Genomic DNA, 25,185 nt, shown 5'->3' with positions numbered 1-25,185 from the left:
GGGCGCGTGCGCCCGATCAAGGCTCGAAAACCGAAGGCTCAATATTCGATTATTTCCGGTATGCGCAGCCCGGCTTTCACCTTGCCCAGCGTTTGCCTGAGCAGGAATTTCGCGCGGCTCGCGCCCTTCGCCGCGTGATCGAGAATTTCGTCGCTCGTAATGCAGCAGTTCTTGAACGGTTCGCAGTGCGAGGCGATTTTTGCGATGATGTCGTCTTTCGCGGAAGCGGGATTTTTGGCGAGCGCGTCGGCGTATGACGTCCCCTCCAGCGCAACCGCCCATTCATGCAAGACGCTATCGGGGAGCGCCGAGAGCTCGTCGGGCGACGGCGGTTCGGTCAGACATAGCGCGTTGTGTACGCTCATGTGGGTCGAATCCGCGCCGCAAAGATGCGCAGTGCGCGCAGGAAGCCACTCCGCGACGGTAAGGCGCTCTCCGGTCTCGCTTGCGAAGCGCCGGCCGATTTCCTTCATGATATGAACATAGCCGCTGATTTCTTCGCCGCCCTGAAACGCCTTGGCTTGCAACCCGATCGTCAGGCTCGGAATCCCGAGTTGCGGGTAGAGAAACTCTGCGACGCTTGCGTGGGTCGGCAGCTCTAACTGCGCGCGCATATGCGGCGCAAGCATGCCGAGGAAAGAATGCTCGAAGAGACGCTTGCAGTAATCCGTGTCCACGAAATTGGAGAGGAGTAAAAGCAGTTCGGTGTTCTCCCACAGCATCGAGGTAAAAACCAGATGACTTTTGTCGGGGTCGATCCCGCAGGCGAGAAAGTCTCGCGCAGTCAGCAACGTTCGGTTGAAGATGTCTTCTCTGACCTTCGGATACATGAAGGTTGCGATAAGGTCGTCTATGACGAAAAAACACTCGTAATTCTTTTCGCAGTCCGGCCATTCCATCATGGTGCTGACATAGTGCCCTAGATGGCGAGGCCCTGTCATGGGATTGTGCGCGCTGACGAGAATATCCATGTTACTTGCTCCTTTCGGAGGTGCGAAGAGATTTGCGAATAATGATGGTCTCATCCACCATGTTCAGACCACCAAGCTTCGCCCGCGTAATTTCGAGGGGCGGATTCAATAAGCTTTGCATGGGCAAATTGGCCTTTGGCGTGCTGCTCTGAAGGGCAATCTGCTTCCTGGTGACGCTAATGGTTTCCTTCGCCATCTAAATTCTCCTGTATTCCAATAATGATTCTCAGTTTTGCATTTCACGTATGTCCACGACGTCTCCAAAGTAGTCATTAGGTTTGGAGCGCTCTCTCAACGTCGTGATCAAATCCGAACTCGTCCACAATTCGCAGATCGCCTTGTCTCGGACATTCCCCAGGTAAACCGAGTCCGATAAGGCCGGCTTCAGTTTGATGGATGTATAGGCTCGTCCCATAGGGTCGATGCGCAAGAGAGCGTCCGGGCGTCGCGCAAGCACGCCCTGGTCGCTCCAAATGTCGTCGAACAGCCGGTCTCCGGCGTCTTGCGTCGCCTCCAGCCAGGCCGGATCCGCCGGCGCAACCAGCCCCTCCGACACAGCGCGATGCAAGCCGCGAGCAGCGGTTGCGAGATCCGAGTTGCTCGGCAGGAGATGGCGGAGCGCGGCGGCCGTCCCCCGGCCCGCTGCGTAAAGAGGCGCGGCGCAGTATCCGTTCGCGCCGAGCCGTCCGACCAGCTTCGCCGTCTCATAAATGTCGGCCGCATTCCTCGCATTCACGACCGTGCCGACAATGACCGGAACGTCCCTGCGTCGCAGCCTTTGGACGCCATCGATGACAGCCTCGAAATTTCCCGCGCCGCGCAGCGAATCCGCTTGCTGTGGAACGCTGCCGTCCAGGGTCGTTTGCAGCGCATAGAGATTCTCGAGATTCGACAGGAGTTCGATATGCGCATCCGTCAAGGCCGTCAGGTCCGAGCCGACTGTGATGATCAGGCCCAGAGCGTCCGCTTTCCGGACAATGTCCTCGAAGTCCGCCCGCAATAGCGGGTCGCCGCCCGTGAAGCGCACGAAAAAGGCGCCGTTGCGCGCAATGTCCTCCAATATTTGCGACCATTCCGAAAAAGTCAGTTCGCTTTCCGTTTGCGCCTTTGGATGCGCGTCATATGCGCAATAGCGGCATGACCGCATGCATTTCAAAGTCAGCTCAATTTCGACCCCAAGGGGGAAATAGAGATGATCGTCGGGAAAATCCCCGACGTCTGAGTAGAAAAAAGCCGCTTGGCTCTTTTCGGTCGGCGCCGACCGTTCAAGAATGCCGTTCTCGCACTGCTCATGCAAGAACTGCTCGACCAGCGCGGAGCTTTCGATGTCTTGCGCCGGTAAACTACTCACAATCTCGCCGATGCTTTTTGCTTCCCTGCAGGACTCGATGATTGCTGCGGCCGATAAATTGAAAAAACGAGTTTCTTGACGTTTTCGATGCAGGGTAATCGCCCCGAAAGATTCGCGACGAAAAGTAATTCGATTGGAAACAACATAGTTTTGCATGCAAAATCTCCTGTAATGCGCCAAAAAACGTAAAATTATTCTGTTGTTTATCGCTCTGCGTAGGCGTAACGCAGAAAGGGGCGTAATGTTCCATGGCGAATGAGCGAACTTCTATGGGACGCTCGAACGACCGCGTTGCGAGCCGCTGGCGCCGCCCGAGCGCTTTTCAAACGGGCGAACTCGTCTTACCTAAAGCGCCAACGCATAATGCTCGCGAAGGATACTCAATGTCGGCGCCCACGGATTACCTGCTCGATCGCCGTCGCCTGCGGCGCAAGCTCGGTTGGTGGCGGACGGCCGCCATCGCCGCGGCGGGCCTTGCCGGCCTGATCGCCGTCGCGCGATTCTCGGGCGCCGACTCGGCCGACAAGCTCACGCCCCATCTCGCCCGATTGTCGCTGCAGGGGATGATCGTCGGCGACAAGGGCACGATCGACCTCATCAAGAAGATCGGCGAATCAAGTCAGGCCAAGGCCGTGTTGCTGACGATCGACAGCCCTGGCGGCACGACGGCTGGCTCCGAGCGGGTTTATGAAGAGCTGCGTCGTCTGAACGAGAAGAAGCCGGTCGTCGCCGTCGTCGGCACGCTGGCTGCGTCAGGCGCCTATATCGCCGCGTTGGGCGCCGAGACGATTGTCGCCGAGGGCAATTCCCTCGTGGGCTCCATCGGCGTGCTGTTCCAGTTTCCCAATTTCTACAAGCTGCTCGATTCGGTGGGCGTGAAAGTCGAGGAGGTCAAATCCTCCCCCCTCAAGGCCGCGCCCAACGGCCTCGAGCCGACGAGCGAGGCGGCCAAGGCCGCCATCGCGAGCCTCGTCGCCGACTCCTATGGCTGGTTCAAGGATCTCGTGAAGCAGCGCCGCCATCTCGACGACGCGGAGCTCGCCAAGGTCGCCGACGGCCGCGTCTTCACCGCGCGGCAGGGCGTGCCGCTCAAGCTAGTCGACGTGATCGGCGGCGAGCGCGAGGCCATCGCCTGGCTCGAGACCAACAAGAAAATCGCCAAGGATCTGCCCGTGCGCGACTGGAAGAAGAAATCCAGCATCGAGAGGCTCGGCCTCGTCGAGGGGGCGGCGGCCGCGGCTCACCTTCTGGGGCTGGAGACCGCCGCCGGCGCGCTGGAGCAGGCGGCGAGCGCCGAAAGACGCGCAAGTCTTGACGGTTTATTGGCGATTTGGCAGGGTTTCGAGGTGCGTTGACGCCGGCTTGCACGGCAATTTCAACAGCAAGAACGATACAGGCTGGGTCATGATCAAGTCAGAGCTTATTCAGCGAATTGCGCGCCGTAACGGACATCTTTATCAACGCGACGTCGAGACGATCGTGAGCACGATTCTCGACGAGATCACTGCGGCGCTCGCGCGCGGCGACCGGGTCGAGCTGCGCGGCTTCGGCGCGTTCTCGGTCAAGAAGCGCGACGCGCGCACCGGCCGCAATCCGCGCACCGGCGCACAGGTCTCCGTGCAGGAGAAGTGCGTGCCCTTCTTCAAGACGGGGAAGGAAATGCGCGAGCGCCTGAACGAGGACTACCAAGGCTGACGCGCCGGTTGGCCACGCTCGGGCGAGCGCGGCGCAGACATGACGCCGGGCTCCCGCGGCCGATGCGCTGTCGAAACAACCCGGCGCGTCGCCAGCCATAGGGAGAGGTCATGAAATCCGTCCTGCGCATCATCGTTTTCGTTCCGCTCGCGCTCATCATCCTGTTTTTTTCGATGGCGAATCGCAGCCCGGTGAAAATCGGGCTCGACCCTTTCGCGACAAGCGACGCGGCGGGCCCCTATGTCGAGGCGCCGATGTTCCTCGTCGTTCTCGCGTCGATGGCGCTCGGCGTGCTCGCCGGCGGCGCCTCTTCCTGGCTGAGCCATCTGCCCGTGCGCCGCGCCGCGAAGATCGCGCGGGCCGAGGCCAAGAAGACGCGTCTCGAGGTTGAAAAGCTGCGCCAGCAGGCGCTCGCCGAGCTCCCAGCCGACGCCAAGGCCGGCAAGCGCTGAGGCGGGCGGGGGGATAAGCGCGCGAAGTGCAAAAACTAGCCCGAAGCCGCTTGAAAAACCCGCCAAGCGCCGATAAGAGAAACCCGCGCCAACGCCGCGCAACGCCGCAATAGCTCAGCTGGTAGAGCACATCATTCGTAATGATGGGGTCGGGGGTTCGAATCCCTCTTGCGGCACCAGCAAAATCAATATCTTACGCGAAATAAGAAGCGTTTCGAGGTCGTGCGCGAGTTTCGTGTCGCCACCATGTCGCCACCGAGTGCGATCTTGCCCCGCGTCATCTCGTGCTACGTCCCCCGTCAATCCCATCCCTAACGGACGGCGGCCCACGTCATCCAGACGCCGACGACGGTAGTCGGCAGTGCCTCGAGCTTTTTTTCCGAGCTAATTGCGGGCTGAATTCTCGCTAAAGGGGTTTGAACTGTTGCCAACTGCCTGATAGTCCCCCTTTTTGGGCTCAGATTGTTGATGGTTGGCGATGTTCGATACCTTCGTACTGGTTGGGATTTCTACCCGCAACGCCGTGCTCTGGCTGGCCTCTCTCCTAAAATTCGAACCGGCGCCGGGTCTTGTGACCCTGGCAATTCTTTGCCTCCTCGGTTTCGCAATTCTCACCTTCGGTCGGTTAGCATTTGCTCGGAGAGAAGCGGTCCTCTGGCTGCGTCGGTTGATCGCTGAAACCGCAAATCAGGCAGCCTTCGCAGCGGCGATCGCCGGTCTTGATTACAAGATTGAGTTGGAAGCAAAAAGCGGTGCCCGGCAGCAAGTGGCGACCGCGTGGCGCGAGTATCGGGAAACGCTCGTAGCTCACGAGGAAAACGGGACGACTACGCTCCGAAACTCGGTTCGCCCGGCGGTCTTTTTCAAACTGGAGGATTTGCATTTCGGGGTCGGGTTCTGGCGAACCGTTCCCGGCCTCTTCGTCACATTTGGCCTCCTCTTGACATTTCTCGGCCTGATCTCCGCCTTGAGTTCAATGGACCTCACTGCACAAGATAAGATTGAAAAATCGCTCCGCGAGCTGCTGACCATCGCCTCGGCCAAATTCATCATGTCCCTGACGGGATTGTTCTGTTCGATCGTGTTCACGCTTGTGTTGCGGCGAGGCGTCTCGCAGGTCGAGAGAGCCATCCACGACCTTTGCGCCGCCATTGAAAAAAGATTGACCTTCATCAGTCTCGAGGAACTCGCCGTCGAGCAATTGGCGGCCATCCGGGAGCAACGTGAGCATTTCCGATTGGTAGGGCTGGAGCTGGTGGCCGAACTGGGCAGACCTCTTCGCGAGGAGCTTCCTACCGCGATTTCGACCTCGATCAGTTCCGCTATGGCTCCCATCATGCAGCAGATTAGCCAGGCTGGCGCCGACGGGATGGGCGAGATGGTGAAGGGCCTGTCCGAACGATTTTCCGATGACGTCGGGCGCGCCTTGGCCAAGGCCAGCGAGAGTCTCGTCCAAGCGGGCGATCGTATCGCAGCCCTTTCCGAAAGAATGGATCAGAGCTCGGGTCGGGTGGGCACGGAGATCGATGCGGCCGTCGCTCGTCTCACTCAGGCGGTAGAGGATCTGCGGAGCGCAATGGGCGCAACGGCTCAGACCGCTTCTGGTGCATTCACGCAGGGCGCGGAGCAGCTGCTCGCCGTCATGGACCAGACGCTGGAAGGCATTCGCGACAACACTGGTGAAAGCGCGCGGGCTCTAAGTGAGGAGGTTAGTCGCGGGATTGGACTCGAACTATTCGAATGACACTATGAAGTCGATGCAAAAAAAGCATCGCGATGAACGCTGTCGCATAACCATCGGCTATCGAGATCAAAACCAGACGGCATTTCAAAGTTTCGACCCCTCAGTGCATCGTTTCATCAACATCCATTATGAAACGATGGAGTACATCCGATGCATTTGCAGGTGCTTGAACAATCCCGTACGGGGCGTCAGCTCGCCGGTCGCGTAGCGGTGGTGACCGGCTCGACCTCCGGAATTGGTCTAGCTATCGCTCGCGCGCTCGCCGCCGCCGGCGCCGATGTCGTCCCCAACGGACTTGGCGATCAGAAGGAAATCAAGGTCCTTTGCGACGAATTTGCCGCGGAACACGGTGTCAAAGCTATTTTCATGGCGCGAATCTCGTGGATCCCGTCGAAGCTCGGAAGATGATCGTTCGGTCTGTCTGGAAATTCGGCAAGGTCGATATTTTCGTCAGTAATGCTGGCGTTCAGTATGTCAATCAAATCGAGAGTTTTCCTGATGAGAGGTGGGACGCCATCATCGCGCTTAATCTTTCAGCGGTCTTTCACACGATCAAGGCATCATTCGGCGCCATGAAGTCGAGCGGCTTCGGCCGTATCATCAATATCGCCTCGGCGCATGGGCTCGTCGCCTCGCCCTTCAAGTGCGCGTATGTCGCCGCCAAACACGGCGTTGTGGGGCTGACAAAGACCGTTGCACTGGAGGGCGCAGAATTCGGCGTCACTTGCAACGCGATATGCCCCGGCTATGTCTGGACGCCGCTCGTCGAGAATCAAATCGACAGTACGGCTGCGGCGCGCGGTCTGACGCGCGAAGAAGTCATACGCGACGTCCTCCTCGCTGCGCAGCCGACGAAACGCTTCGCTGAGGTGGAAGAAATCGCCGCGCTGACAGTATTTCTAGCGAGCGATGCTGGCAAATCCATAACCGGCGCAGCACTGCCGATCGATGGCGACTGGACGGCGCATTGATGCAGAAAGAACATTGGAGCGATCATCATGGAATCGGTTGCCTCTGAGCTCAAGGAACTCGGCCAAATCGTTCTTGTCCTACAGGGTGGTGGCGCGCTCGGGGCCTATCAGGCCGGCGTTTATCAGGCATTTCACGAAGCCGGGCTCGAGCCAGACTGGGTAATCGGCACGTCGATCGGCGCCATCAACGCGTCAATTATCGCCGGAAATGCAGCGGAAGCACGTATTGCAAAGTTGCGGGAATTTTGGAAGCGCGTCGAGCGTGCAGACTTCCTTCAAACGCCGTTCTTCCCCTTCTTTGGCGCGGCGCTTCGAAACAGCCTGGCGATCGCCTCGGGAATCCCAAGTTTTTTCCGGCCAAATCTTGCAGCCTTTGTCAGCCCGCATACGCCGCTTGGCCCCGAGCAGGCAGGCTATTATTCCGCGAAACCGTTGAGAGACACTTTGCGTGGCCTTGTAGATTTCGGCCGGATCAACGCCGGATCGATGCGGCTGACGGTTGGCGCGTGCGACGTGCAGACGAGCGCGATGCGCTATTTCGACAGCCGCGACGTCCCTCTTTCCCTCGACCATGTCCTCGCGTCGGGTGCGCTGCCGCCGGCCTTTCCAGCCGTCCGCATTGATGGCAGGCTTTATTGGGACGGGGGCGTGCTTTCCAACACCCCTGTCGAGGCGGTTTTCGACGACGCGCGGCGCAGAAGCGGCGTCGTGTTTGTCGTCCATCTATGGAACCCACATGGTTCTGAGCCGCGAACCATTTGGGAAGTGATGAATCGTCAGAAGGATTTGCAGTATTCAAGTCGCGCGGCCACTCACATCAAGTGACAAAGACAGCTCCATTATCTGCGGGGTTCTGGTGCGAACGGTGTGAGTGGCGCATATTTGCTAATGAGGGGGAGAGACACGAGGAGGGGCGACCGCGATGCTGAGTGTGGACGATCTTTTCAAAGGCCGCCATTTCGACCGGGAAATCATCGTGCTCTGCGTGCGCTGGTATCTCCGATATAAGCTCAGCTATCGAGACCTCGTGGAGATGATGGCCGAGCGCGGCTTGTTTCTCGCTCATACGACCATCATGCGCTGGGTTCAGCGATATGTTCCAGAATTCGAAAAGCGGTGGAACCGTTTCGCGCGGCAAGTAGGCGGATCGTGGCGTGTCGACGAGACCTACGTCAAAATCAAGGGTCGCTGGACATATCTCTACCGCGCCGTAGACAAGGCAGGAAAGACCGTGGATTTCCTCCTTCGCGCCAAGCGAGATATCGCTGCCTCCAAAGCGTTTTTTCGTCGGGCGGTCAAGAACCAGGCTCAACTGCCGCAGAAGATCACGCTCGACGGCTATCAAGCTTCGCATCGAGCTGCTCGCGACGTTCTCGAACAGCACGGCGCGCGGGCTCAGATTCGATCTTCGAAATACTTGAATAATCTGATCGAAGGACCACCGATCCATCAAGCTTCGGCTGGGGCCGATGCTCGGGTTCAAGCGATTTCGGCATGCGGCGATCACGATCGCCGGCATCGAACTCCTGCATCGTATCAGGAAAGGTCAATTCGCCCTGAGCAAACTCAGGGCTACTGCAAAAGCCGCCCCCGAGATCTGGAGTGCGGTACTCGCTGCCTGAGCAACTGCGCTGGCCCCGATGAACGCCAGCGCCCAATCACGTGGTCATTCGTAAATTTGCACTACAACCGTCCTTGAGAAGCGACAAGGCTTCCGCGCCGACCACGCCGCCAAGAATTCTCTGCAAAAACCCCATGTCCTACTCCTGAAAAAAAGCGGCGCGTCATTGCGCCACGGTGCGGATTATCTCCATTTCCTGCGGTCGCGAAAGGGATCTCGTCCAACATATCAAGCCTCTGTCGTCAGGTTTCCCGCTCAACAGCCTGTCAGAAATCTCGTCAAATTAGCCAAGGCGCTCTGTCACGCGTGGGGGACGTTCTGATTCGGCCAATGCCTTTTCCGGGTGAACGTCGTCGTCGAGGGCGATGCCATTCAGCTTCTGCAGGAGAACGGGCGATGATCGGAACCTGACAACCCTGCGCGCGGAGACTGAAACGCGCTCTCCGGCCCACACATTTAAACCGGGCCGCTCGCGCTTCACGCGAACGGAGAATTTGCCGAATTTATGCAGCCCGACGTCATCACCCCGCACGAGGGCGTCGCAGATCTCGTCGATGACAGCATCGACATAAGACCGCGCGTCTTTCAGAGAGAGACCAAGGAATTTTCTATGGATGGCGTCCCTGAGATGATTGCGCGTCAGGACGTGCGCTTGCTTCCGTTTCATTGATGGCCTCCCATCACGACAGCCACGTCAACCCATCACGCGGCCATCGCCACATTGAATCGATCTGCGTTTGGCGGCGACGCTGAGGTCGAGCTCATCGGCCAGCTACGAGATCGCGGCCTGGCGCTGGTCGAACGGGGCGCTTGATGCCGGAGAGATCGTCGGACGCATCCTATTCAGCAACCGGTCAGGGCCGCTGCGCCGGCCCCTATGGCCGTGAGGCCAGACCGGCAGCGCGAGGGCATCGGGTCCAGTTTGGTGCGGGACGGACTGGCTGCTCTTCGGTCGCAAGGCTGCGAGGCGGTAATTGTTCTCGGCCATCCCTCATACTACCCGCGCTTCGGATTTTCGGCAGCCATGGCGGAAAAACTGACAGCCCCGTTCAGCGGCGAGGCATTCATGGCGCTTGAGTTGGCGCCGGGAATCCTGGCGGGTCGCGCCAGGTTAGTGATTTACCCGGACGTGTTCGGCGCCGCCGCCCCCAAAGATGCAGTCAGCGCGTCGTGTAGCCGCCATTAGCAAAAATGCACTGTCCGGTGATCCACCAGCCTTCGGTAACGAGAAACCGCACAATTGGAGTGATATCGGCGATGTCGGTTAGACCTGTCTTCGTGTATTTGCTGAGCGCGGCGGCTGACTGGTTATAGGCGGTGGACTCCTTCGTCTCCTGCCCATAGAAGAACGGCGTTTCCATCGGTCCGGGACCAAGCGCGTTCACGGAAATGCCCCGTGCGCCCCACTCCTTTGACGCCGCGCGGGTAAAATGCTCGATTGGGGCCTTCGAGCCGGGATAAATCGCGTAAGAATCGGTGTAGGCAGCGAGTAGCGACGAAACAATTGTGACGATCTTGCCGCGATCGCTCAGCGTGCGCCCGGCCTCCTGCATGAAGAAAAAAGCTGCCTTCGAATTGATCGCGAAGATTTTGTCGTAATCGTCCTCGGTGCATTCGAGGATCGGCTTCTTGATCACCATCCCCGTGGTGTTGACGGCGATGTCCACCTTACCGAAGCGGCTCTTGGTCTCGGCGAACAAGCGCTGGTTTTCCGCAACCTTCGTAAGATCGCCCTGAATGGCGAAAGCCTCGGCCCCTGCCGCTTTTACAGCGGCGACCGTCTCGTCCGCCGCTGCCTGTGTCGCGGCGCTGTTGTAATGGACGACGATGGCCTTAGCCCCATGCTGCGCGAGGTCACGGCTGATGAGGCCACCCAGATTTTTTGCGCCGCCGCCGATGATGACGACCTTATCCTTGAGTGTGCTGGGCACGAGTCTCTCTCCACCGATCAAATGCACAATTAGATTCACGAGATATTGCTTCGCCAGGACAGTTGGATAAAGATGATATTTCTGACTTCATTGGTCAGCCAAAACGAACAATGATATCGCCGCGTCATGGACAAATTCGACAGCTTCCGCATCTTCGCCCGGGTCGCAGAAGCCTGCAGCTTTACAAAAGCCGCAGAGCAGTTGGGCGTCCCGCGCTCGTCCGTTTCAGCGGCTGTCATGGCCCTCGAAGCCCGCGTCGGAACGCAGCTCCTTAATCGAACCACGCGCCGCGTAAGCCTCACAGCCGATGGCGATGCATTCTTTCAGCGCTGTCAGAAATTGCTGGCCGATCTCGAAGAAGCCGAGACCCTGTTTCGACAGGAGACGCCGCCTCCCGGCAAGCTTCGCGTCACCATGCCGAGTCGCATCGCGCGCTTGATCATCGCCCCGGCGTTACCGACATTTTTCGAAATAAACCCGCAAATCTCCCTTGAGATTTACGCAACCGACGCCGTGCGCGATCTCGTGCAGGACGACATTGATTGCGCTCTTCGGGTTAGCGAAAGCGATGATAACCGACTCATCCAAGTGGCGCTAGGCGAATTGGAAATCATCAATTGCGCCAGCCCTGCCTATGTCAAAAAATTTGGCTTGCCGCGTCGCGTCTCTGACTTGTCAACACACCGAGCCGTGCACTACCGGTCGTCGCTGATTGGCGGTGTCGAGCCTTGGACATATATGGATAAGGAGAAATTGCGGACCGTCGATTTATCAAGCATTGTTTCCACCGACGACGCCGAAACCTACATTGCCAGCACGCTCGCGGGTTTGGGACTCATCCAGGTTCCCGCTTATGACGTACAGCAACATCTCGCCCGGAAGGAATTGATCCAGGTGCTGCCCTCGGCGCGCGCGCCGCCAATGCCCATGTTTCTTGTTTATCCCCAGCGCCGTCACCTGTCTCGGCGTTTGCAGTCCTTCATCGAATGGGTGAAGCCGGTGCTGCAAGCACGGCTCTTGCTGAATCGCAAACCGCGCTCACCGCGCCAAACCACTCACAACAGGAGCCGCCATGCCCCCAGAACGATTGACAGCGTTTAGCGACGGCGTCGTCGCGATAATCATGGCTCTGTCGCAAATTTTTATCGTGGGTCGGTTGGGGCTATGATCGCCGGGAGTGGGGCGGACGGACTACTGGGATGATCGATTTCAAGGGCAGCCATTTTGAACGCGACGTGTTCCTGTGGGGCGTACGCTGGTATGTCGGGTATCCGATGAGCTATCGCCAACTCGACGAAATGATGGAGGAGCGCGGCGTCGAGGTCGACCATTCCACGCTCAACCGCTGGGTCGTCAAATATGCGCCTTTGCTGGAGACGCAGTTTCGTGCTGGCAAGCGCGCGGCCGGGACGAGCTGGCGTGTCGATGAGACCTACGTGAAAGTCAAAGGCTGCTGGAGATATCTGTATCGGGCGGTCGACAAGGCAGGCGCGACGGTCGACTTCCTGTTGGCGGCCAAGAGGGATTGCAAAGCCGCCTTGCGCTTCTTGCGCAAGGCGATTGGTCAGCATGGTGCGCCGAGGGGCTCTGGTGCAAAGGGGGTGAGCCGGGCATAGTCGGCAGGGTTAGCTGGGGCCGGGTGATTTTGATGCTGAGCGTCGACGAGCTTTTCAAGGGCCGCCATTTCGAGCGGGAGATCATCATTCTCTGCGTGCGCTGGTATCTGCGATACAAGCTCAGTTTCCGAGATCTCGTGGAAATGATGGCCGAACGCAGCTTATCACTCGCTCATACGACCATCATGCGCTGGGTTCAGCGCTATGTCCCCGAGTTCGAAAAGCGCTGGAACCGCTTCGCGCACCCGGTCGGCGGCTCCTGGCGCGTCGACGAGACCTACGTCAAGATCAAGGGCCGTTGGACCTATCTCTACCGCGCCGTCGACAAAGCGGGAAAGCCCGTGGATTTTTTGCTGCGCGCCAAGCGAGACGTCGCCGCCGCCAAAGCGTTTTTCCGTCGCGCCTTCGCGAAGCACAGACGCTTGCCGCAGAAAATCACGCTCGACGGATATCAGGCGTCGCATCGCGCGGCGCGCGAACTACTGGCGCAGCGTCAAAGCGGCGGGCGCACGCGCATTCGATCTTCCAAATATCTGAACAACCTCATTGAACAGGATCACCGCTCCATCAAGCTGCGTTTGATCCCGATGCTCGGGTTCAAACGCTTCCGACGCGCCACGATCACCATCGCGGGCGTCGAACTCATGAATCGCATCAGGTCAATTCACACTCAGCAAAATTGGAGCCGCGGGAAAAGCCGCGCCGGAAATCTGGAGCGCGGTGCTCGCTGCCTGAGTCCAACGCTATGACGAATCCTACATCGCATGGCCGTTTCCACGATTTGCACCAGAGCCATCTATCCAGCGTCGGCGACCGTTTCCTGGCTCGTCTCCTTCTTCGAGCCCGTCGCTTGGAGAGAATTCGTCGCCGGTTCAACTCAATCCAATCCCGGGAGTTAAATAGACTAGGTGCAGCTCGGCATGATGACTAAATCCGTAATGTATGGCTTCGCGCCGGCTGCAGTGATCATGGCGTGGGCCTGGCCACGATGATGCGTTTGATGATTGAACATGTGCGTGATAACAAGCCAACGTGGTTTCACGAAATCCGTATTAGTACTAGAACGCCATGCAAGATCCCCGGCTAGCTCGGCAACGCCAATTGCGTGCGCCCAATCGACTATTCTCCGGTCCATCGCGGCACGCTCTCGTTTCAGCGCTTCCCAATCGTTGAAGTATGATGCCGAACCAGACAATCCGACAGTCGGTTGCGGAAAATCGGACAAGCGACTCATCCACATGGTGTCCGCCCAAAGCAGATGATTTAGCGTCGCGCGAATGGATTTGAAGAACGCGCCGCGATCCTGATGACGCGCCTCTTCGCTGAGCGTATCGGCGCCTGAGTAAAGATTGTCGTTTTGCCAGCGTGCGTAGCGCGCCATCGTGCGAACATAGGCGGGATCGATCATAATTACCTCGATTTTGTTTCTGCGAAATTAGGACCTGCCCAATTCGACGGTTTCTTCTGTTGGGATCGATCAGCGAACAAAGAGCGACTCCGCGAGTTTTTCGCTCCCTTACAGCGCGATGGCTGTCGCAAGCAGAATAATGGCGACGACCGAGAATGCGCTGCGGTTTTCAAGAAGATGTCGCCGACTGGCGTCTCCCGAAACTGTCCGACTGGCGTTGGCGCCGCCCCGGTTTCTCAGCGACGTTTGCCGCTGCGCGTTGTCTCGAACTTGCTACAAGAATCAGCCGCGCCTCGCCGCCTCGATTGCAGCGACGTCAATCTTCTTCATTTTCATCATTGCTTCGAACGCCCGCTTTGCTTCGTCTCCTCCGGCCGCCATCGCCTCCGTCAATACGCGCGGCGTAATTTGCCAGGAGACGCCCCATTTGTCTTTACACCATCCGCATGCGCTCTCTTGTCCGCCATTTCCGACGATCGCGTTCCAGTAGCGGTCCGTCTCCTGCTGATCGTCCGTGGCGATCTGGAAGGAGAAAGCTTCGGTTTGCTTGAATGTGGGGCCGCCGTTGAGGCCGATGCAAGGAACGCCCGCGACGGTGAACTCAACCGTGATGACATCGCCGGCCTTGCCAGACGGATAGTCGGTGGGCGCGCGATGGACGGCGCCGACTGAGCTTTGCGGAAATGTCTCGGCGTAAAAGCGAGCCGCGGTCTCCGCATCTTTGTCGTACCAAAGACAGATGGTGTTCTTGGCCATTTCGTGTCCCCTTCCAAACGTCAAGATTTCACAGTCGCAAGACCCGCAGCTCACAGCGGGACTGTCATCAACTCCAATACGTAGCCGTCCGAACTTTTGAAATTGACCCCGCGCCCGCCATTCCAATGGTTGATCTCGCCGTCGTCAAACGTGCCGGGTGCGCCGCCAAAGGGAAGATGGCCGTCCTTTACACGGCCGAAAATGGCGTCAAATTCGGCGTCGTTCACATGAAAGGCCACGCTTTCCAGGCGGTTATGCCTTCTTGTTCTTTTGCGCGCCGTTCATTTTCGGGCAAAGCTTTCCATGCCGTCATTCTCAGATTGGTTTTGCTCCCAAGAAAAACAACGAGATAGGAATAATTCGCGGTCATGCGCCTCTCCTTTACAAATCACGGTTCGTTAGCCGTTCTGCACCTGCGCGGGGTCCATGAAGAAGGGCTCCCAGGTATGGCCGTCGAGGTCTTCGAAAGTCCGCTGCACCATGAAGCCGTAGTCCTGCTTCGGGCGCGGCTCTTTGCCGCCGGCTTTCACGGCCTTTTCGACCATCTCGTCGACGGCCTCCTTGCTCGCCAGTGCGAGCGCGACGAGGACGCCCGTCGTCTCGTGCGCATCGGGGATTGGTTTCGCCGAAAATTGACTGAACTTCTGGTGGGTCAGCAACATCGCATAATTGTGCTCGGAGATGACCATGCAGGCGGCCGTGTCGTCCGTAAATTGCGGATTGAAGGAGAAACCGAGCGCCTTGTAAAAGGCGATCGTCTTTTTCAGGTCTTTGACGGGCAGATTGACGAACATTTTGGTCATTACGGTCTCCGTGGGTTTGTCTCGATCAGGAATCCCTTGGGATGGCCCAACAGCCCTGAAAATGGGTCATTCCGATTCGCGGATAGTAGTCTTGGGCGAGCGGCGCAGCGACAAGGATCAGAGCCGCCATCGCGCCAGCCGCGACCCGAGTTTCTGCGATCAAACGCTTTCCGATCCCCTGGCGTTGGTAATCCTGATGCACGGCAAGGTCGGAAAGATAGCAGCAGTAGGCGAAGTCGGTGATCGCCCGGGAGATGCCCACAATGCGTCCGGCATCCCTCGCCACCATGACGATGTCGGCGTTGCGTAGCATTCGGTCGAGCCGAGCAAGATCATTGGACGGGCGACGCTCTGCGAGCGTCGAGGCGACGAGAATGTCCTGAAACTCGGCGGCAGTCAGGTCAGGTTCGTGAGCGTAAGAAATTCGAGCGCTCAACTTTTGCCGCCCTTCATCGCCAATACGCAGAAGCAGTCGTCCCCGTCGACGATGCGGACGTCGGCAAAACCGGCTTTCTCGAAACGTTCGATGAGGCCATCCTTCGGCTGGCCCGAATGACGCGTGAAGCCGAAGGCGATGGTTCCGCCGTCTCTCAGGACGCGTCTCACCTCCCGAAGGCCCGCCGCTGGGTCGGTCCAGACCTGGAGAGAATTTACCGAAAACGCTTTGTCGAAGGCGCCGTCGAGGAAGGGGAGATGTTCCGCCGAGCCAAGCCGGAGCTCAACCTGCCCGTCATCAATCGCCGCGCGATTGCGCGCCGTCGCCTGCCGGAACATTTCCTCCGAAACGTCAACGGCGGAGAATTTTGCCCTGGGCGCCTCGCGGACGAGGAGCTCGAGACCGACGCCAGGACCGAAGCCGATTTCCAGGACGCGGTCCCCCGGCTTGACCGCCAGGAGCTTGATCACCCAGGCGACGCTCGCGCGGTTCGTTCGGGCCATGATTGGTCCGCCCAGTTTGCCCAGCAGGCCCCTCGGGCGTCCAAAGCTGTCGCGCAACAAGTTCTCAAATGACAGACTCATAACTGTAGGTCCTCCGTCAGGCGGGTGAGCGAATTTTCGACGAAAACGGTTCGTTCAAGACGGAACGCAAATAATTGACATGATCGACGAAAGCGCGTTTTCCCGAACTGGTCGCTCTTACGCGGGTCTGCGGCTTTTTCCCGACAAATTGCTTGTCGATTGTCACATATCCAGCTCGAGCGAGCGTTTCGAGATGGGCGCCCAGATTTCCGTCCGTTGCTTCAACGAGAGCCCTCAGTCGCGTGAACTCGATCCATTCGCGGGCTTCCAGCACATTGAGCGCCGCCATGATGCGCAGGCGAGTAGATTGGTGAATGATGTCGTTTGGTTTCATGAGTCGCCGACGCCCTGACGGTACAAGAGCAAACCGCCCAGCACGAAGGCGAGGACGAAGATCGCGCCGATCCATAGATGCAGCCAGGGACCGGCAAGGAAATAGGCGGCAAGGCTGAGAACGGTCCCGCCAACGCCAAGGATCGTAAAGAGCGGCCCTTGCCACACGCCGATGACGACATAGCCCATCATCATCAGCGTGGACCAGAAGACGGCCAGTCGATCATGTCCGGCCGGCGCCAGCAGATATGACCACGCGACGCCGTAAGCGCAGAGCACAACCAGACTTGCGACCACCCGCAGAGCAGCGGGGTCGGCCTGGCGCGCGTCCTGCGCGCGACGGAAGGCTAGAACGCAGGTTCCCATTAGACCGACGCCATCGACGCTATACCAGATCGCCTCGGATCGGTCGGGAAAAGCTTGATTGAGCGCCGCGCCAATCGCGACCAAAGCTCCCCAAAGTATAAGGAAGGCGCTGGCGCGCTGATAGACGAGCGCGGTCCTCGTCCGCCGTTCGACGGCTGCGATTTCGGCGAGTGCGGTGGTGGCCTGATCTTTGATGTCCATGGCTGACCTCTTATACAGAGAACTCTGTATCACAGAGTTGTGCGCATTGCAATGTTCGACGACGTCCGGGATCCATAGCTCTGCTTGCGGATAGAGGAACCAACCCGTCGTAAGGCGGGTTGGTTCGCATCAGGAAATCTGCCACGACGGCAGGATCAGGCCGGTTCCCAAGCGCGCTTCGAGGCGAGCTTTTCCACCTCAGCGCCGGCGCGCAGCCGTGCAGGACGGTTCTCCAGGCCGCTCCAGTAGGCCTCGAATTCCGGACGCTTCTCAAGCGCGCCAAAGCGCAAGCCGAAGCCGATCATCGACCCGACATAGATGTCGGCGGCTGTGAATTTCTCTCCGGCAATATACCGGCGATCTGCTACAGCCTTTGCCAGGGTGTCGATCACAGTGGCGTAAGAGCCATAGCCGAAGCGTCCCTGCATTTCCGGCGTCGGATCCCAGCCGACGGCGTGATTGCCCATAGCCGCTTCCACGCAGCCAGCGGCGAAAAAGAGCCATCGATAGTATTCGCCGCGCTCGGCGGGCGTCGGCGCGAGCCCGGCTTCAGGGAACGCATCGGCGAGATAGGCGCAAATGGCAGCCGTTTCGGTCACCACCGTGTCGCCGTGTTTGATGGCCGGGACTTTGCCCATTGGATTGATGGCCAGATACTCCGGCGCCTTTATCGAGGTTCCATATTCCTTGACTTCGATCGAATAAGGAACGCCGATTTCCTCCAGCATCCAATGCACGATCATGCCGCGGGACTGAGGGTTGGTGTAGAAAACGAGCTCTTTCGCCATGGCTTCTCCTTTGGCCTCGTTTGAGGCACGGCGACGATAAACGAGCCTCCTGTCAGTTCCTGTCAGCATGCTTTGCCGCCATTGCTTCAAAAGCTTTTGCCTGCGCTGCTGCGGCGCCTCGTGCAGGATTTCAGCTGCTTCGATCCGGTCCGCGCGAAAATGGCGGAAGGCCGCTCGGAGTTCGCACCAGCCTGCAAGAACGCGAGTCGATTCGAAAAAACCGAGCGCTACGGGCCAAATGACTCGCTCGGAACATGCGCCCTTCTCGTCTCGATAGGAAATTGCGAGCTTGCGTTCATCGCGCAGCGCCCGGCGCAGCAGCTTGAGATCGACATGGTGAGGATGCTCCCATCCCGGGCCGACGAGAAGCGCCTCGTCATTCAGCTTGGCCGTCAGATCCTCAGGGAGAACCGCCGAGAGCTTCGCAACAGCATTGCGGGCCGCCTCGGAAAGCGCGTCGTCAGTGCGGCGCGCCACCCATTTCGCGCCCAAAGCGAGCGCCTCTATCTCTTCCTCTGAGAACATAAGGGGCGGCAAGAGAAACCCGGGCCGCAGGACATAGCCGACACCCGCCTCTCCTTCGATTTCAGCCCCCATCGCCTGTAAGGCGGCAATGTCCCGATATAGCGTGCGCAAGGAGACGCCTGCCTCGCGCGCGAGCTCCGCCCCGCTTACCGGCCGGCGACGGCGGCGCAGCGCCTGCAAGATATCAAACAATCGATGGGTGCGGGACATGGGCCAGGATTTTGAGCCTCATACGCGGATGCGATCCGTTATGCCTTGATCATGGCAAAAAAATTCTTGGAAGACCACCTTAGCGGCATGGTTCTGCATCGATTCTGACCGCCGTTCCCGGTGCAGAAAACGCGCTTTACGCCTGGGACTTCCGTCCAAAACCACGCGTTTGCAATATGTGTCAAAAAGCCGTCATCCAATCACGAGATTGCGCGCACTAACAGGCTGTTGAAAAACCCCTCGTCTGAGCGGCGCTGATGTGATTCCCTTCGTCTCGGGCAAGGGAGGCTTGGGATGCGGGGCGGCGACGAGCGGTCTGGGGCGTTGTTCAGCTACGTCCGACTTGGAAGCGCGTGTTCCGAAGACGCATCCTCTTCGGTTGATACGCGATCTGGCGAATGAGGCGCTCGCCGCTCTGGCCGGGGAGTTTTCGGCGCTCTACGCCTCGACGGGCCGGCTCTCCATCGCTCCGGAGAAGTTGCTGCGCGCCATGCTGCTGCAAGCCTTCTACTCGATCCGCTCGGAACGCCAACTCATGGAGCGGCTCGATTTCGATTTGCTGTTTCGCTGGTTCGTGGGGCTTGGGATCATTCGGTGTTCTCGAAGAACCGCGACCGGCTGCTCGACGGCGACGTCGCCGCGAAGTTTCTTTCCGCTGTGCTGGCGCAGCCGCGCGTGAAGCGGCTTCTGAGCAACGACCATTTCTCGGTGGACGGCACGCTGATCGAAGCCTGGGCGTCTATGAAGAGCTTCACGCCGAAAGGCGCGGACGAAGGCCCGGAGGACAGGAAAGACGATCCGCCGCCGGGCGGCGGCAGCCCGCGCAACCGCGAAGCGGAGTTCCATGGCGAGAAGCGCTCGAACGACACGCACGCCTCGACCAGCGACCCGGAGGCGCGGCTTTATCGCAAGGGCGCCGGCAAGGAAGCGAAGCTGTGTTTTATCGGCCATGCGCTGATGGAGAACCGCAACACGCTTTTTGTCGACGCCTGCCTCACGCCCGCCAACGGCCACGCCGAACGCATCGGCGCGCTGCATATGATCGAGCCGCGCGCCGACCGCGCGACGCGCATCACGCTCGCAGCCGGCAAGGGCTATGATGCCGAGGACTTCGTCAACGAGTTGCGGTCGATGCGGGTGATGTCAGCGGGTTCCCGACCGCTCAAGAGGTGGTCCGGGTGTATGGTCGGCGCGCCTAGACGCGAAGCCCACAATATTCGGATGTTGACGCGGCGGTTCTGGTGCGGAGAGTGCGAGCGGGGCATAATTGCCGGGCGAGGAGAAGCACGGGTTCTCGGTAACCGCGATGCTGAGTGATCTTTTCTGGCGCTCGCCATGCAGAAGCATCTCGTGGCTTGCGGGCGGCTTTGAAGTCGGTCGCAGCACGATCAACCATCGGGTGCTCGGGACTGAACTCTTCAGAAAAACGTGCAGAGAGATTGAGATGAGCGATATAATGCGACACTACGATGATTTCTTGGCGCCACATTATTCATGGATGGTCGACCTCTCACTCACAGACAAGATTGCGGAACAGCAATCGCTCCCGGCAATGTTAGGACTTCCTGGGGCCGTGCGCGGGTTCGCCGTAGATTTGGGCAGCGGACCGGGATACCAGTCGTTCGCGCTAGCGAATATGGGTTATGAAGCTGTAATCACCATCGACACGAGTCGTTTCTTGCTCGACGAGCTGGAGGCCGCGCGCGGGCCTGCACCTGTAAAAGCGGTTCATGCAGATCTGCGCGCGTTTTCGAAATTTGTAACGCCCTCGGGGGCAGACGCGATCGTCTGTATGGGCGACACACTTACCCATCTGGAAACCAGGGCGGACGTGACCAAGCTCTTCCAGGATGCCTTTGAGCACCTGGCGCCCGAGGGGCGCGTCGTGCTTACCTTTCGCGATCTTTTGACCGAACTGAAAGGATTGGACCGATTCCTGCCAATCCGCGCCGACGACGGTCGCATCATGACCTGCGTATTGGATTTCGAACCGGATACCGTAGTTGTCAACGACCTGGTCCATGTCCGCGACGGACAAACTTGGACTTTCCAGAAGAGTAGGCCTCGGCTCTGGCTTTGAGATCTGCAAGGCCCGATTCAAATGCGTCGCCGACCATTTTTTCGGTATTGACGAAGACACTGAACAATTTTCCCAGGAAGGATTGTTTGCCGGTCATCGCCCAAGTGACGTCGGCTCCGCCGTCCCTCGGCGCAATCGTGAATTCGACGCGATTTTGGCATTTCATTGGGCGGTCCATGCGCAGCGCCACGATCACGCTCAGAGGTGGCGCGGATTCGACGATTTCCGCTCTACCTGCGCCGACTCGACTGTCGCCCTCGAAATCATTGGTGGCGCCGACGCCGTTTGAGGGGCCGCTGTATGTGAGTTTGATGTTGGGGTCGGATTTCACGAAAGGGTTCCATTCATTCATGGCCCGCGGATTGTCGATCAGGGGAAATATTTTCTCTGGCGTCGCCGAAATGTGAACCGAACGCGAGAAATGACACGCATCCGGTTTGGTCGAAGCATAAATCAGGAGCGCCCCGAGAAGGCCGACCAAACAAGAGAAAAATATTAGCATCGCAAATCTCCGTGTTGCGGATTTTCGACATAGCGCGCGAAGTTGTTGAGGATCGCTTGCCAGCCGCCGCGCTGCTGCTCGATTGAATGCGTCGCCTCCGCGTCGAACGTCACCCGCACATTGACGCCCTTCGCGCCGTCAGTGAATTCGACCACGGCTGTTCGATCGCCGAAGAGGTATTCTATGAGCCTTGGCGCGACGATCTTCGTGTAGGTCCCGGCAAAGTCGAAGCCCATGCTGCCGTCCTTGGCCTCCATGCGGGAGGAAAAGGCTCCTCCCTCGCGTAGATCGACGGTTGCAGCCGTCGTGTGCCAATCGTCGGACGCGGCGTTCCATCGTTTGATGTCGTCAGGGTTCGTATAGGCGCGCCAGACACGGTCGATTGGCGCCACGACCGTCGTTTCAACTGTAATTTTCATGAGTGTTCGTTTCCTGTGCTGATGATCAAAGGGCTGTTAGGCGCCTGGTATCGGAAGAACGGGCATCACCTCGATGGATTCTCCGGGGAAATGTGTGAAATGCGGATGATTTTCAAAGAGCTTTGCAGCGGCTTCTTGTGACTCGGCGTTAACAACGGTGAACGCCCCCATTGCGTTGCTGACGTCCTTAATCCCGTTCGAGGAAACCTTCTTCGTTTTGCCTAAGGGCCCACCCATTACGACTATGGCCGCCTGGTGCTTATCGACCCAGCCTTTCCAGGCGGTGATGCCTTCCTGCGTCTTTTTTTGCCGTTCAGCTTCAGAGAGAGCGTTCCATGCCGCCATTTTCGGGCTGGTCTTACTGCCGATAAAAATGGCGAGGAAAGCGTTATTCGTAGTCATGACGTCTCCTTTCGTAATACGGGGTCCGCGTTAGTTCGCCCCCAAGGTTGCGACGTGGGACGGCGAGGCCAAAAGACCTGACATGTCGAGACACGTTCAGTGATTTTTCTGGACGAGTTCGCTTGCGAGCCGAGCGAGATTTTCGAAAGCGCCTGTCCAGCCGTGTTGATGCGAACATGCGGAGGTTTCGGTTGCGAGGCCCGCATGGACGAAGATCATCTGGGTCTTCTCGCCGATCTCGTCGAGAACGACGGTGATTTTCGTATTCGCAACCGGTTCCAGGCTGTTTTTCTCCCATCTATGCGTGAAGACGAGACGGGCGGGCGGGTCGATTTCCAGATATTCTCCGCAGTGAATGAAATTCTCTCCTTCCGGCGAACGCATCCCCGAGCGCCATTGGCCGCCGATACGCAAGTCATTTTCGGCAAAGATCACTTTGAAATTCGCCGGGCACATCCAGCGCAGAAGATGATCGGATTCCGTCCAGGCCTTCCACACGAGAATGCGCGGGGCGTCGAATGTTCGGCGCATAACGAGCGTATGGCCATTTCCATCTTCGCCCGTCGTACGCGCGAGGCCTTCCAATATGCTTTCCCAACCGGCCATCACGCCGGCATCGATCGACGCCCATTCTGGTGGCGTCATATGCGTGAGCGTCAGGATGCTTCCCTGGTCATTCGGTTGGACGTCCACCGTAACGGGGCTGAATGGGCCGTCCTTGTCATGTCCGAACGTGAATTCGATGCGCTTGGGTCGAATGATCTCTCGATATTCGCCAAAATGTGTGGCGAGGGTCTCGCCGCGCCGCTCATGAATTGCAAAGCCGCCGCCGACGCGCGCGTCTATTTCTGCCTGTTCCGAAACCCCGCCCGGAGTAGCGAACAGCCATTTTCCCACGGCTTTCGGATCGAACCAGGCGTCGAAGATAAGTTCCGGCGGCGCGGCGAAGCGACGAGAGACAACGAGCGGCGAAGGCGCAAGATCAGTTGCGAGGCTCATCGGGATTCTCCTTCTGCAGTTCTTTCAAATAGGCGTCCAGGCGATCGAAGCTTTGGTCCCAGAATTGGCGATAAGTCTCGAGCCATCCGGCGAGATCACGCAGGGGGGCGGCCTCTAGCCGGCACGGTCGGGACTGCGCCACGCGCCCCCTGCTGATGAGGCCAGCCTGTTCCAGAACCTTGAGATGCTTCGATATCGCCGGCTGGCTGATGGAAAATGGCGCGGAGATTTCGTTCACGGACGCTTCGCCCCGCGCCAGCCGGGCGAGGATGGCGCGCCGTGTTGGGTCCGCCAAAGCGGAAAGAGTCGCGCTCAGGGGATCGATCATTATTTCCTGCACAGTTATATAACTAGATAGTTAATTAAAGGGCTTGGCCATCCGCGTCAAGCCCTGTTTCAATGCGGCGCCATAGGCCGTATCTTCATTCTGTGGAACTCGAGGCGCCGCCGTCGCTCGTAATGGATTGCTTATGAAGAGCCTAAGTCCGGATTGATTCGAAACTCGAAAAAGGCGTGAAACAATCAGGAGCGATATGAAGCGGCAATTTAGAATAAGGGTCTCTAGAATTGAGACGATTCTTGCCAAAGAGCCGGGAGATTTTGCGCGGGTGACGTTCCGCATTGATAGCGGGTTCGGCAGCTTTGATTTCCCGATTTTGGTAAACAAAAACGAATTTGATGAAGCAGACATAACCAAAGTTGCGCGAAGCATTTTGTACGAGAACCTCGTCGCGCTGAGTAGCCAAACTGAAAAATGGAAATTGACGGAGGATGAATTGAAACAGCTCTCGAGTTGGAAGTTCTACCAGGGCGCATGAATTAGTCTGGATATGCCCCCATTCCGGTCTCTGGGTTCGGATGCATTTTTTCCGTCGCTCTTGGTCAGCCCGGCGAGGAATGGCCTGGGTCGAGGCGTGTCCGTAGAGCGACGACTTCGGGTCCCTGCGGAGGTTGATGCCGGCTACGTCGAGCGGACCGAGTCGCTGATGTTGGCGACGACGAGCCAAGGCCCTATCGGGCCGCCGATGACAGCTTCGCCCTCCACCATTCGGCAAATCACGAAAATATTTCTCAATCGTCGTCGAACGAGCCTTGCTCGGCGCCCTTGTGGCAAGCCTTGCAATCGCCTTTGAATTTTGCGCCGTTCTCCGCAAGCGCCGCCGGACCAACCCGGTTTCTCTTTTCGTGTTTGCGTTTCCACCACGGTAGGTCGGTGATACGCGCCGGCGTGACCTCGGGAGTGAGGTCGCGCAGCAATTTCGCGCCGATGCCTCCCGTGTCAGCGGCGTTGGCGACAAGGTAGTCGGCAATAGCTTTGGTCGTGGCGTGGTCGAGCGCAGCGTTCTCGCCAAAGTGGTTATTGAGGTTGGCGACGATCGAGGACCAGGAGCGGGCAGGCAGAAGCGCGGGTGGGTAGAGCATGTGGCAGGCGGCGCATTCCTTGGCGACGGTCTTGTCTCGCACCGGGGTAAGGCTCAACCCATCGGCCATTAGCGACTGCGCGCCGAAAGCAACGCCAGACAATGCGACTACGACTGCGATCGTTCCAGAATTCACATAGCGCCCCATTGAGGATCTCCTCAAATCAGATTGAAAGCAGGAAGGCGAGGATGTCGGATTTCTCCTGAGCCGAACATTCTCGACCGAGAACGTCCGAACAATTTCGTTTGAACCATTTCTCCACCTCCGCCCGGTCGGTGAAGCGATTGGGCGCGGCGGAAGCCGCCATCGGCTCAATCATTTTACCCGCGCGCGTCTTGCCCGGGCCCAAAAGATTGGTGGTATGGCAGGAGATGCAGGACGGAGAGTCGGCCTTTCCTCCGGCGTGGGTGGCGAAGAACAGGGCTTTGCCACGCGCCGCATCGCCTGTGGCGATGGCCTCATAGGTCTCGAGAAGGGCTTTTTGCGCGGGGGTCATCGCCGCGGCTGACGTGGTCAAGAATGCCAATGCCGCGGCGGCAAGCATGATGGGTTCGGAGACCGACATGAGGGGGCCTCGTTGGCTATGTCGTTTGCAGAAT

At 58.6% G+C, this 25,185-nt stretch carries 32 protein-coding genes, 1 tRNA gene and 4 pseudogenes; 15 read left to right on the top strand and 22 right to left on the bottom strand.

All coding sequences use genetic code 11. From position 1 onward, the window contains the following. Positions 1-38: 38 nt before the first annotated feature. Genes ACPFMJ_RS10655 through ACPFMJ_RS10645 form a run of 3 tightly spaced genes read right to left on the bottom strand, consistent with a single transcriptional unit; the run spans position 39 to position 2,478 of the window. Complete coding sequence (locus ACPFMJ_RS10655; RefSeq protein WP_424363747.1) at positions 39-971, bottom strand: hypothetical protein; 933 nt, start codon at positions 969-971, stop codon at positions 39-41. A gap of 1 nt (position 972) precedes the next feature. Then, a complete protein-coding gene (locus ACPFMJ_RS10650) occupies positions 973-1,167 on the bottom strand; it encodes a hypothetical protein (RefSeq protein WP_424363746.1) in 195 nt (64 codons plus the stop codon). A gap of 30 nt (positions 1,168-1,197) precedes the next feature. Beyond that, positions 1,198-2,478, bottom strand: coding sequence for a radical SAM protein (locus ACPFMJ_RS10645; RefSeq protein ID WP_424363745.1), 1,281 nt, complete (start codon positions 2,476-2,478; stop codon positions 1,198-1,200). A 227-nt stretch (positions 2,479-2,705) separates the two neighbouring features. On the opposite strand from ACPFMJ_RS10645, the gene sppA reads away from it, so the two are divergent. The 8 genes and pseudogenes from sppA (at position 2,706) to ACPFMJ_RS10605 (ending at position 8,806) form a co-directional block, all read left to right on the top strand. Continuing rightward, positions 2,706-3,677, top strand: a complete 972-nt coding sequence (sppA, locus tag ACPFMJ_RS10640; RefSeq protein WP_424363744.1) for a signal peptide peptidase SppA — start codon at positions 2,706-2,708, stop codon at positions 3,675-3,677. Between the two features lie 49 nt (positions 3,678-3,726). Continuing rightward, a complete protein-coding gene (ihfB, locus tag ACPFMJ_RS10635; protein WP_424363743.1) occupies positions 3,727-4,017 on the top strand; it encodes an integration host factor subunit beta in 291 nt (96 codons plus the stop codon). Positions 4,018-4,127: 110 nt separating this feature from the next. Continuing rightward, positions 4,128-4,469: a LapA family protein gene (locus ACPFMJ_RS10630; RefSeq protein WP_424363742.1), complete on the top strand. Its 342-nt coding sequence runs from the start codon at positions 4,128-4,130 to the stop codon at positions 4,467-4,469. A gap of 103 nt (positions 4,470-4,572) precedes the next feature. Further along, positions 4,573-4,648 (top strand) — tRNA-Thr (locus ACPFMJ_RS10625). Between the two features lie 299 nt (positions 4,649-4,947). Then, positions 4,948-6,213 carry a MotA/TolQ/ExbB proton channel family protein gene (locus tag ACPFMJ_RS10620; protein WP_424363845.1) on the top strand — a complete coding sequence of 422 codons (1,266 nt, stop codon included), beginning with the start codon at positions 4,948-4,950 and terminating at the stop codon, positions 6,211-6,213. 150 nt (positions 6,214-6,363) lie between these two features. Next, positions 6,364-7,184 (top strand): annotated as a pseudogene (locus ACPFMJ_RS10615) (3-hydroxybutyrate dehydrogenase). A 27-nt stretch (positions 7,185-7,211) separates the two neighbouring features. Beyond that, positions 7,212-8,006 (top strand): annotated as a pseudogene (locus ACPFMJ_RS10610) (patatin-like phospholipase family protein); the annotation flags it as partial. Between the two features lie 100 nt (positions 8,007-8,106). Continuing rightward, positions 8,107-8,806, top strand: a protein-coding gene (locus ACPFMJ_RS10605) for an IS6 family transposase (protein ID WP_424363741.1) whose coding sequence is annotated in 2 segments (ribosomal slippage) — positions 8,107-8,621 and positions 8,620-8,806 — 702 coding nt in all. Because the reading frame shifts where the segments join, the coding sequence is not laid out codon by codon here. 282 nt (positions 8,807-9,088) lie between these two features. Here the strand turns inward: ACPFMJ_RS10605 and ACPFMJ_RS10600 are convergent. Next, positions 9,089-9,472, bottom strand: coding sequence for an HU family DNA-binding protein (locus ACPFMJ_RS10600; protein WP_424363740.1), 384 nt, complete (start codon positions 9,470-9,472; stop codon positions 9,089-9,091). Positions 9,473-9,682: 210 nt separating this feature from the next. Here ACPFMJ_RS10600 and ACPFMJ_RS10595 point away from each other — a divergent pair, with 210 nt between their 5' ends. Continuing rightward, entirely contained in the window at positions 9,683-9,991 is a 309-nt protein-coding gene (locus ACPFMJ_RS10595) for a GNAT family N-acetyltransferase (protein WP_424363739.1), read from the top strand. Here ACPFMJ_RS10595 and ACPFMJ_RS10590 read toward each other — a convergent pair. After that, positions 9,966-10,736 carry an SDR family oxidoreductase gene (locus tag ACPFMJ_RS10590; protein WP_424363738.1) on the bottom strand — a complete coding sequence of 257 codons (771 nt, stop codon included), beginning with the start codon at positions 10,734-10,736 and terminating at the stop codon, positions 9,966-9,968. The genes ACPFMJ_RS10595 and ACPFMJ_RS10590 overlap by 26 nt on opposite strands. A 126-nt stretch (positions 10,737-10,862) precedes the next feature. Here ACPFMJ_RS10590 and ACPFMJ_RS10585 point away from each other — a divergent pair, with 126 nt between their 5' ends. The 3 genes and pseudogenes from ACPFMJ_RS10585 to ACPFMJ_RS10575 all read left to right on the top strand — a co-directional run bounded on the left by ACPFMJ_RS10585 (position 10,863) and on the right by ACPFMJ_RS10575 (position 13,101). Continuing rightward, positions 10,863-11,837 carry a LysR family transcriptional regulator gene (locus ACPFMJ_RS10585; protein ID WP_424363737.1) on the top strand — a complete coding sequence of 325 codons (975 nt, stop codon included), beginning with the start codon at positions 10,863-10,865 and terminating at the stop codon, positions 11,835-11,837. 98 nt (positions 11,838-11,935) lie between these two features. After that, positions 11,936-12,298: pseudogene (locus ACPFMJ_RS10580) on the top strand (IS6 family transposase); the annotation flags it as partial. Between the two features lie 86 nt (positions 12,299-12,384). Beyond that, positions 12,385-13,101 (top strand): IS6 family transposase, encoded by a 717-nt coding sequence (locus ACPFMJ_RS10575; RefSeq protein ID WP_424363736.1) that lies wholly within the window; start codon positions 12,385-12,387, stop codon positions 13,099-13,101. 155 nt (positions 13,102-13,256) lie between these two features. Here ACPFMJ_RS10575 and ACPFMJ_RS10570 read toward each other — a convergent pair whose 3' ends face one another. The 10 genes from ACPFMJ_RS10570 to ACPFMJ_RS10525 form a co-directional block, all read right to left on the bottom strand. After that, entirely contained in the window at positions 13,257-13,760 is a 504-nt protein-coding gene (locus ACPFMJ_RS10570) for a DinB family protein (protein WP_424363735.1), read from the bottom strand. A 282-nt stretch (positions 13,761-14,042) separates the two neighbouring features. Then, complete coding sequence (locus ACPFMJ_RS10565) at positions 14,043-14,516, bottom strand: VOC family protein (protein ID WP_424363734.1); 474 nt, start codon at positions 14,514-14,516, stop codon at positions 14,043-14,045. Between the two features lie 50 nt (positions 14,517-14,566). After that, entirely contained in the window at positions 14,567-14,743 is a 177-nt protein-coding gene (locus tag ACPFMJ_RS10560) for a hypothetical protein (RefSeq protein WP_424363733.1), read from the bottom strand. Beyond that, positions 14,740-14,886 carry a hypothetical protein gene (locus ACPFMJ_RS10555; protein ID WP_424363732.1) on the bottom strand — a complete coding sequence of 49 codons (147 nt, stop codon included), beginning with the start codon at positions 14,884-14,886 and terminating at the stop codon, positions 14,740-14,742. Before ACPFMJ_RS10555 ends, ACPFMJ_RS10560 begins: the two co-directional genes overlap by 4 nt. A 28-nt stretch (positions 14,887-14,914) precedes the next feature. Beyond that, positions 14,915-15,319: a VOC family protein gene (locus ACPFMJ_RS10550; protein WP_424363731.1), complete on the bottom strand. Its 405-nt coding sequence runs from the start codon at positions 15,317-15,319 to the stop codon at positions 14,915-14,917. A 25-nt stretch (positions 15,320-15,344) separates the two neighbouring features. Beyond that, positions 15,345-15,755: a GNAT family N-acetyltransferase gene (locus ACPFMJ_RS10545; RefSeq protein WP_424363730.1), complete on the bottom strand. Its 411-nt coding sequence runs from the start codon at positions 15,753-15,755 to the stop codon at positions 15,345-15,347. Further along, positions 15,752-16,258, bottom strand: a complete 507-nt coding sequence (locus tag ACPFMJ_RS10540; protein ID WP_424363729.1) for a class I SAM-dependent methyltransferase — start codon at positions 16,256-16,258, stop codon at positions 15,752-15,754. The genes ACPFMJ_RS10545 and ACPFMJ_RS10540 overlap by 4 nt, the downstream gene beginning before the upstream one ends. A 97-nt stretch (positions 16,259-16,355) precedes the next feature. After that, a complete protein-coding gene (locus ACPFMJ_RS10535) occupies positions 16,356-16,673 on the bottom strand; it encodes a winged helix-turn-helix domain-containing protein (protein WP_424363728.1) in 318 nt (105 codons plus the stop codon). After that, the gene (locus ACPFMJ_RS10530; RefSeq protein WP_424363727.1) at positions 16,670-17,239 is read right to left on the bottom strand and encodes a hypothetical protein; all 570 of its coding nucleotides are present in this window, start codon (positions 17,237-17,239) and stop codon (positions 16,670-16,672) included. Before ACPFMJ_RS10530 ends, ACPFMJ_RS10535 begins: the two co-directional genes overlap by 4 nt. Positions 17,240-17,394: 155 nt before the next feature. Beyond that, the gene (locus tag ACPFMJ_RS10525) at positions 17,395-18,762 is read right to left on the bottom strand and encodes an HTH domain-containing protein (RefSeq protein ID WP_424363726.1); all 1,368 of its coding nucleotides are present in this window, start codon (positions 18,760-18,762) and stop codon (positions 17,395-17,397) included. Between the two features lie 294 nt (positions 18,763-19,056). Here ACPFMJ_RS10525 and ACPFMJ_RS10520 point away from each other — a divergent pair. Both ACPFMJ_RS10520 and ACPFMJ_RS10515 read left to right on the top strand, forming a co-directional pair. Then, positions 19,057-19,902: pseudogene (locus ACPFMJ_RS10520) on the top strand (IS5 family transposase); the annotation flags it as partial. A 127-nt stretch (positions 19,903-20,029) separates the two neighbouring features. Continuing rightward, positions 20,030-20,842: a methyltransferase domain-containing protein gene (locus ACPFMJ_RS10515; protein WP_424363725.1), complete on the top strand. Its 813-nt coding sequence runs from the start codon at positions 20,030-20,032 to the stop codon at positions 20,840-20,842. Here ACPFMJ_RS10515 and ACPFMJ_RS10510 read toward each other — a convergent pair. From ACPFMJ_RS10510 to ACPFMJ_RS10490, 5 genes are all read right to left on the bottom strand, one after another. Further along, positions 20,769-21,344, bottom strand: a complete 576-nt coding sequence (locus ACPFMJ_RS10510) for an SRPBCC family protein (RefSeq protein ID WP_424363724.1) — start codon at positions 21,342-21,344, stop codon at positions 20,769-20,771. The genes ACPFMJ_RS10515 and ACPFMJ_RS10510 overlap by 74 nt on opposite strands. Then, a complete protein-coding gene (locus ACPFMJ_RS10505; protein WP_424363723.1) occupies positions 21,338-21,763 on the bottom strand; it encodes an SRPBCC family protein in 426 nt (141 codons plus the stop codon). The genes ACPFMJ_RS10510 and ACPFMJ_RS10505 overlap by 7 nt, the downstream gene beginning before the upstream one ends. Positions 21,764-21,799: 36 nt before the next feature. Beyond that, positions 21,800-22,165: a hypothetical protein gene (locus ACPFMJ_RS10500; protein ID WP_424363722.1), complete on the bottom strand. Its 366-nt coding sequence runs from the start codon at positions 22,163-22,165 to the stop codon at positions 21,800-21,802. A gap of 96 nt (positions 22,166-22,261) precedes the next feature. Further along, positions 22,262-23,164, bottom strand: a complete 903-nt coding sequence (locus ACPFMJ_RS10495; protein WP_424363721.1) for an SRPBCC family protein — start codon at positions 23,162-23,164, stop codon at positions 22,262-22,264. Further along, the gene (locus tag ACPFMJ_RS10490) at positions 23,148-23,489 is read right to left on the bottom strand and encodes an ArsR/SmtB family transcription factor (RefSeq protein ID WP_424363844.1); all 342 of its coding nucleotides are present in this window, start codon (positions 23,487-23,489) and stop codon (positions 23,148-23,150) included. Before ACPFMJ_RS10490 ends, ACPFMJ_RS10495 begins: the two co-directional genes overlap by 17 nt. Positions 23,490-23,697: 208 nt before the next feature. Here ACPFMJ_RS10490 and ACPFMJ_RS10485 point away from each other — a divergent pair, with 208 nt between their 5' ends. After that, a complete protein-coding gene (locus ACPFMJ_RS10485) occupies positions 23,698-23,982 on the top strand; it encodes a hypothetical protein (RefSeq protein WP_424363720.1) in 285 nt (94 codons plus the stop codon). 253 nt (positions 23,983-24,235) lie between these two features. Here ACPFMJ_RS10485 and ACPFMJ_RS10480 read toward each other — a convergent pair whose 3' ends face one another. Continuing rightward, complete coding sequence (locus ACPFMJ_RS10480; RefSeq protein WP_424363719.1) at positions 24,236-24,733, bottom strand: hypothetical protein; 498 nt, start codon at positions 24,731-24,733, stop codon at positions 24,236-24,238. 16 nt (positions 24,734-24,749) lie between these two features. Further along, complete coding sequence (locus ACPFMJ_RS10475; RefSeq protein WP_424363718.1) at positions 24,750-25,151, bottom strand: DUF1924 domain-containing protein; 402 nt, start codon at positions 25,149-25,151, stop codon at positions 24,750-24,752. Between the last annotated feature and the right edge of the window lie 34 nt (positions 25,152-25,185).

Origin of the sequence: Methylocystis parvus (genome assembly GCF_049675845.1) — a bacterium.
In the GTDB taxonomy this organism is placed as follows: domain Bacteria; phylum Pseudomonadota; class Alphaproteobacteria; order Rhizobiales; family Beijerinckiaceae; genus Methylocystis; species Methylocystis parvus_A.
Note: the sequence above shows the minus strand (reverse complement) of the source record. Positions and strands in the feature narration are given on the sequence as shown.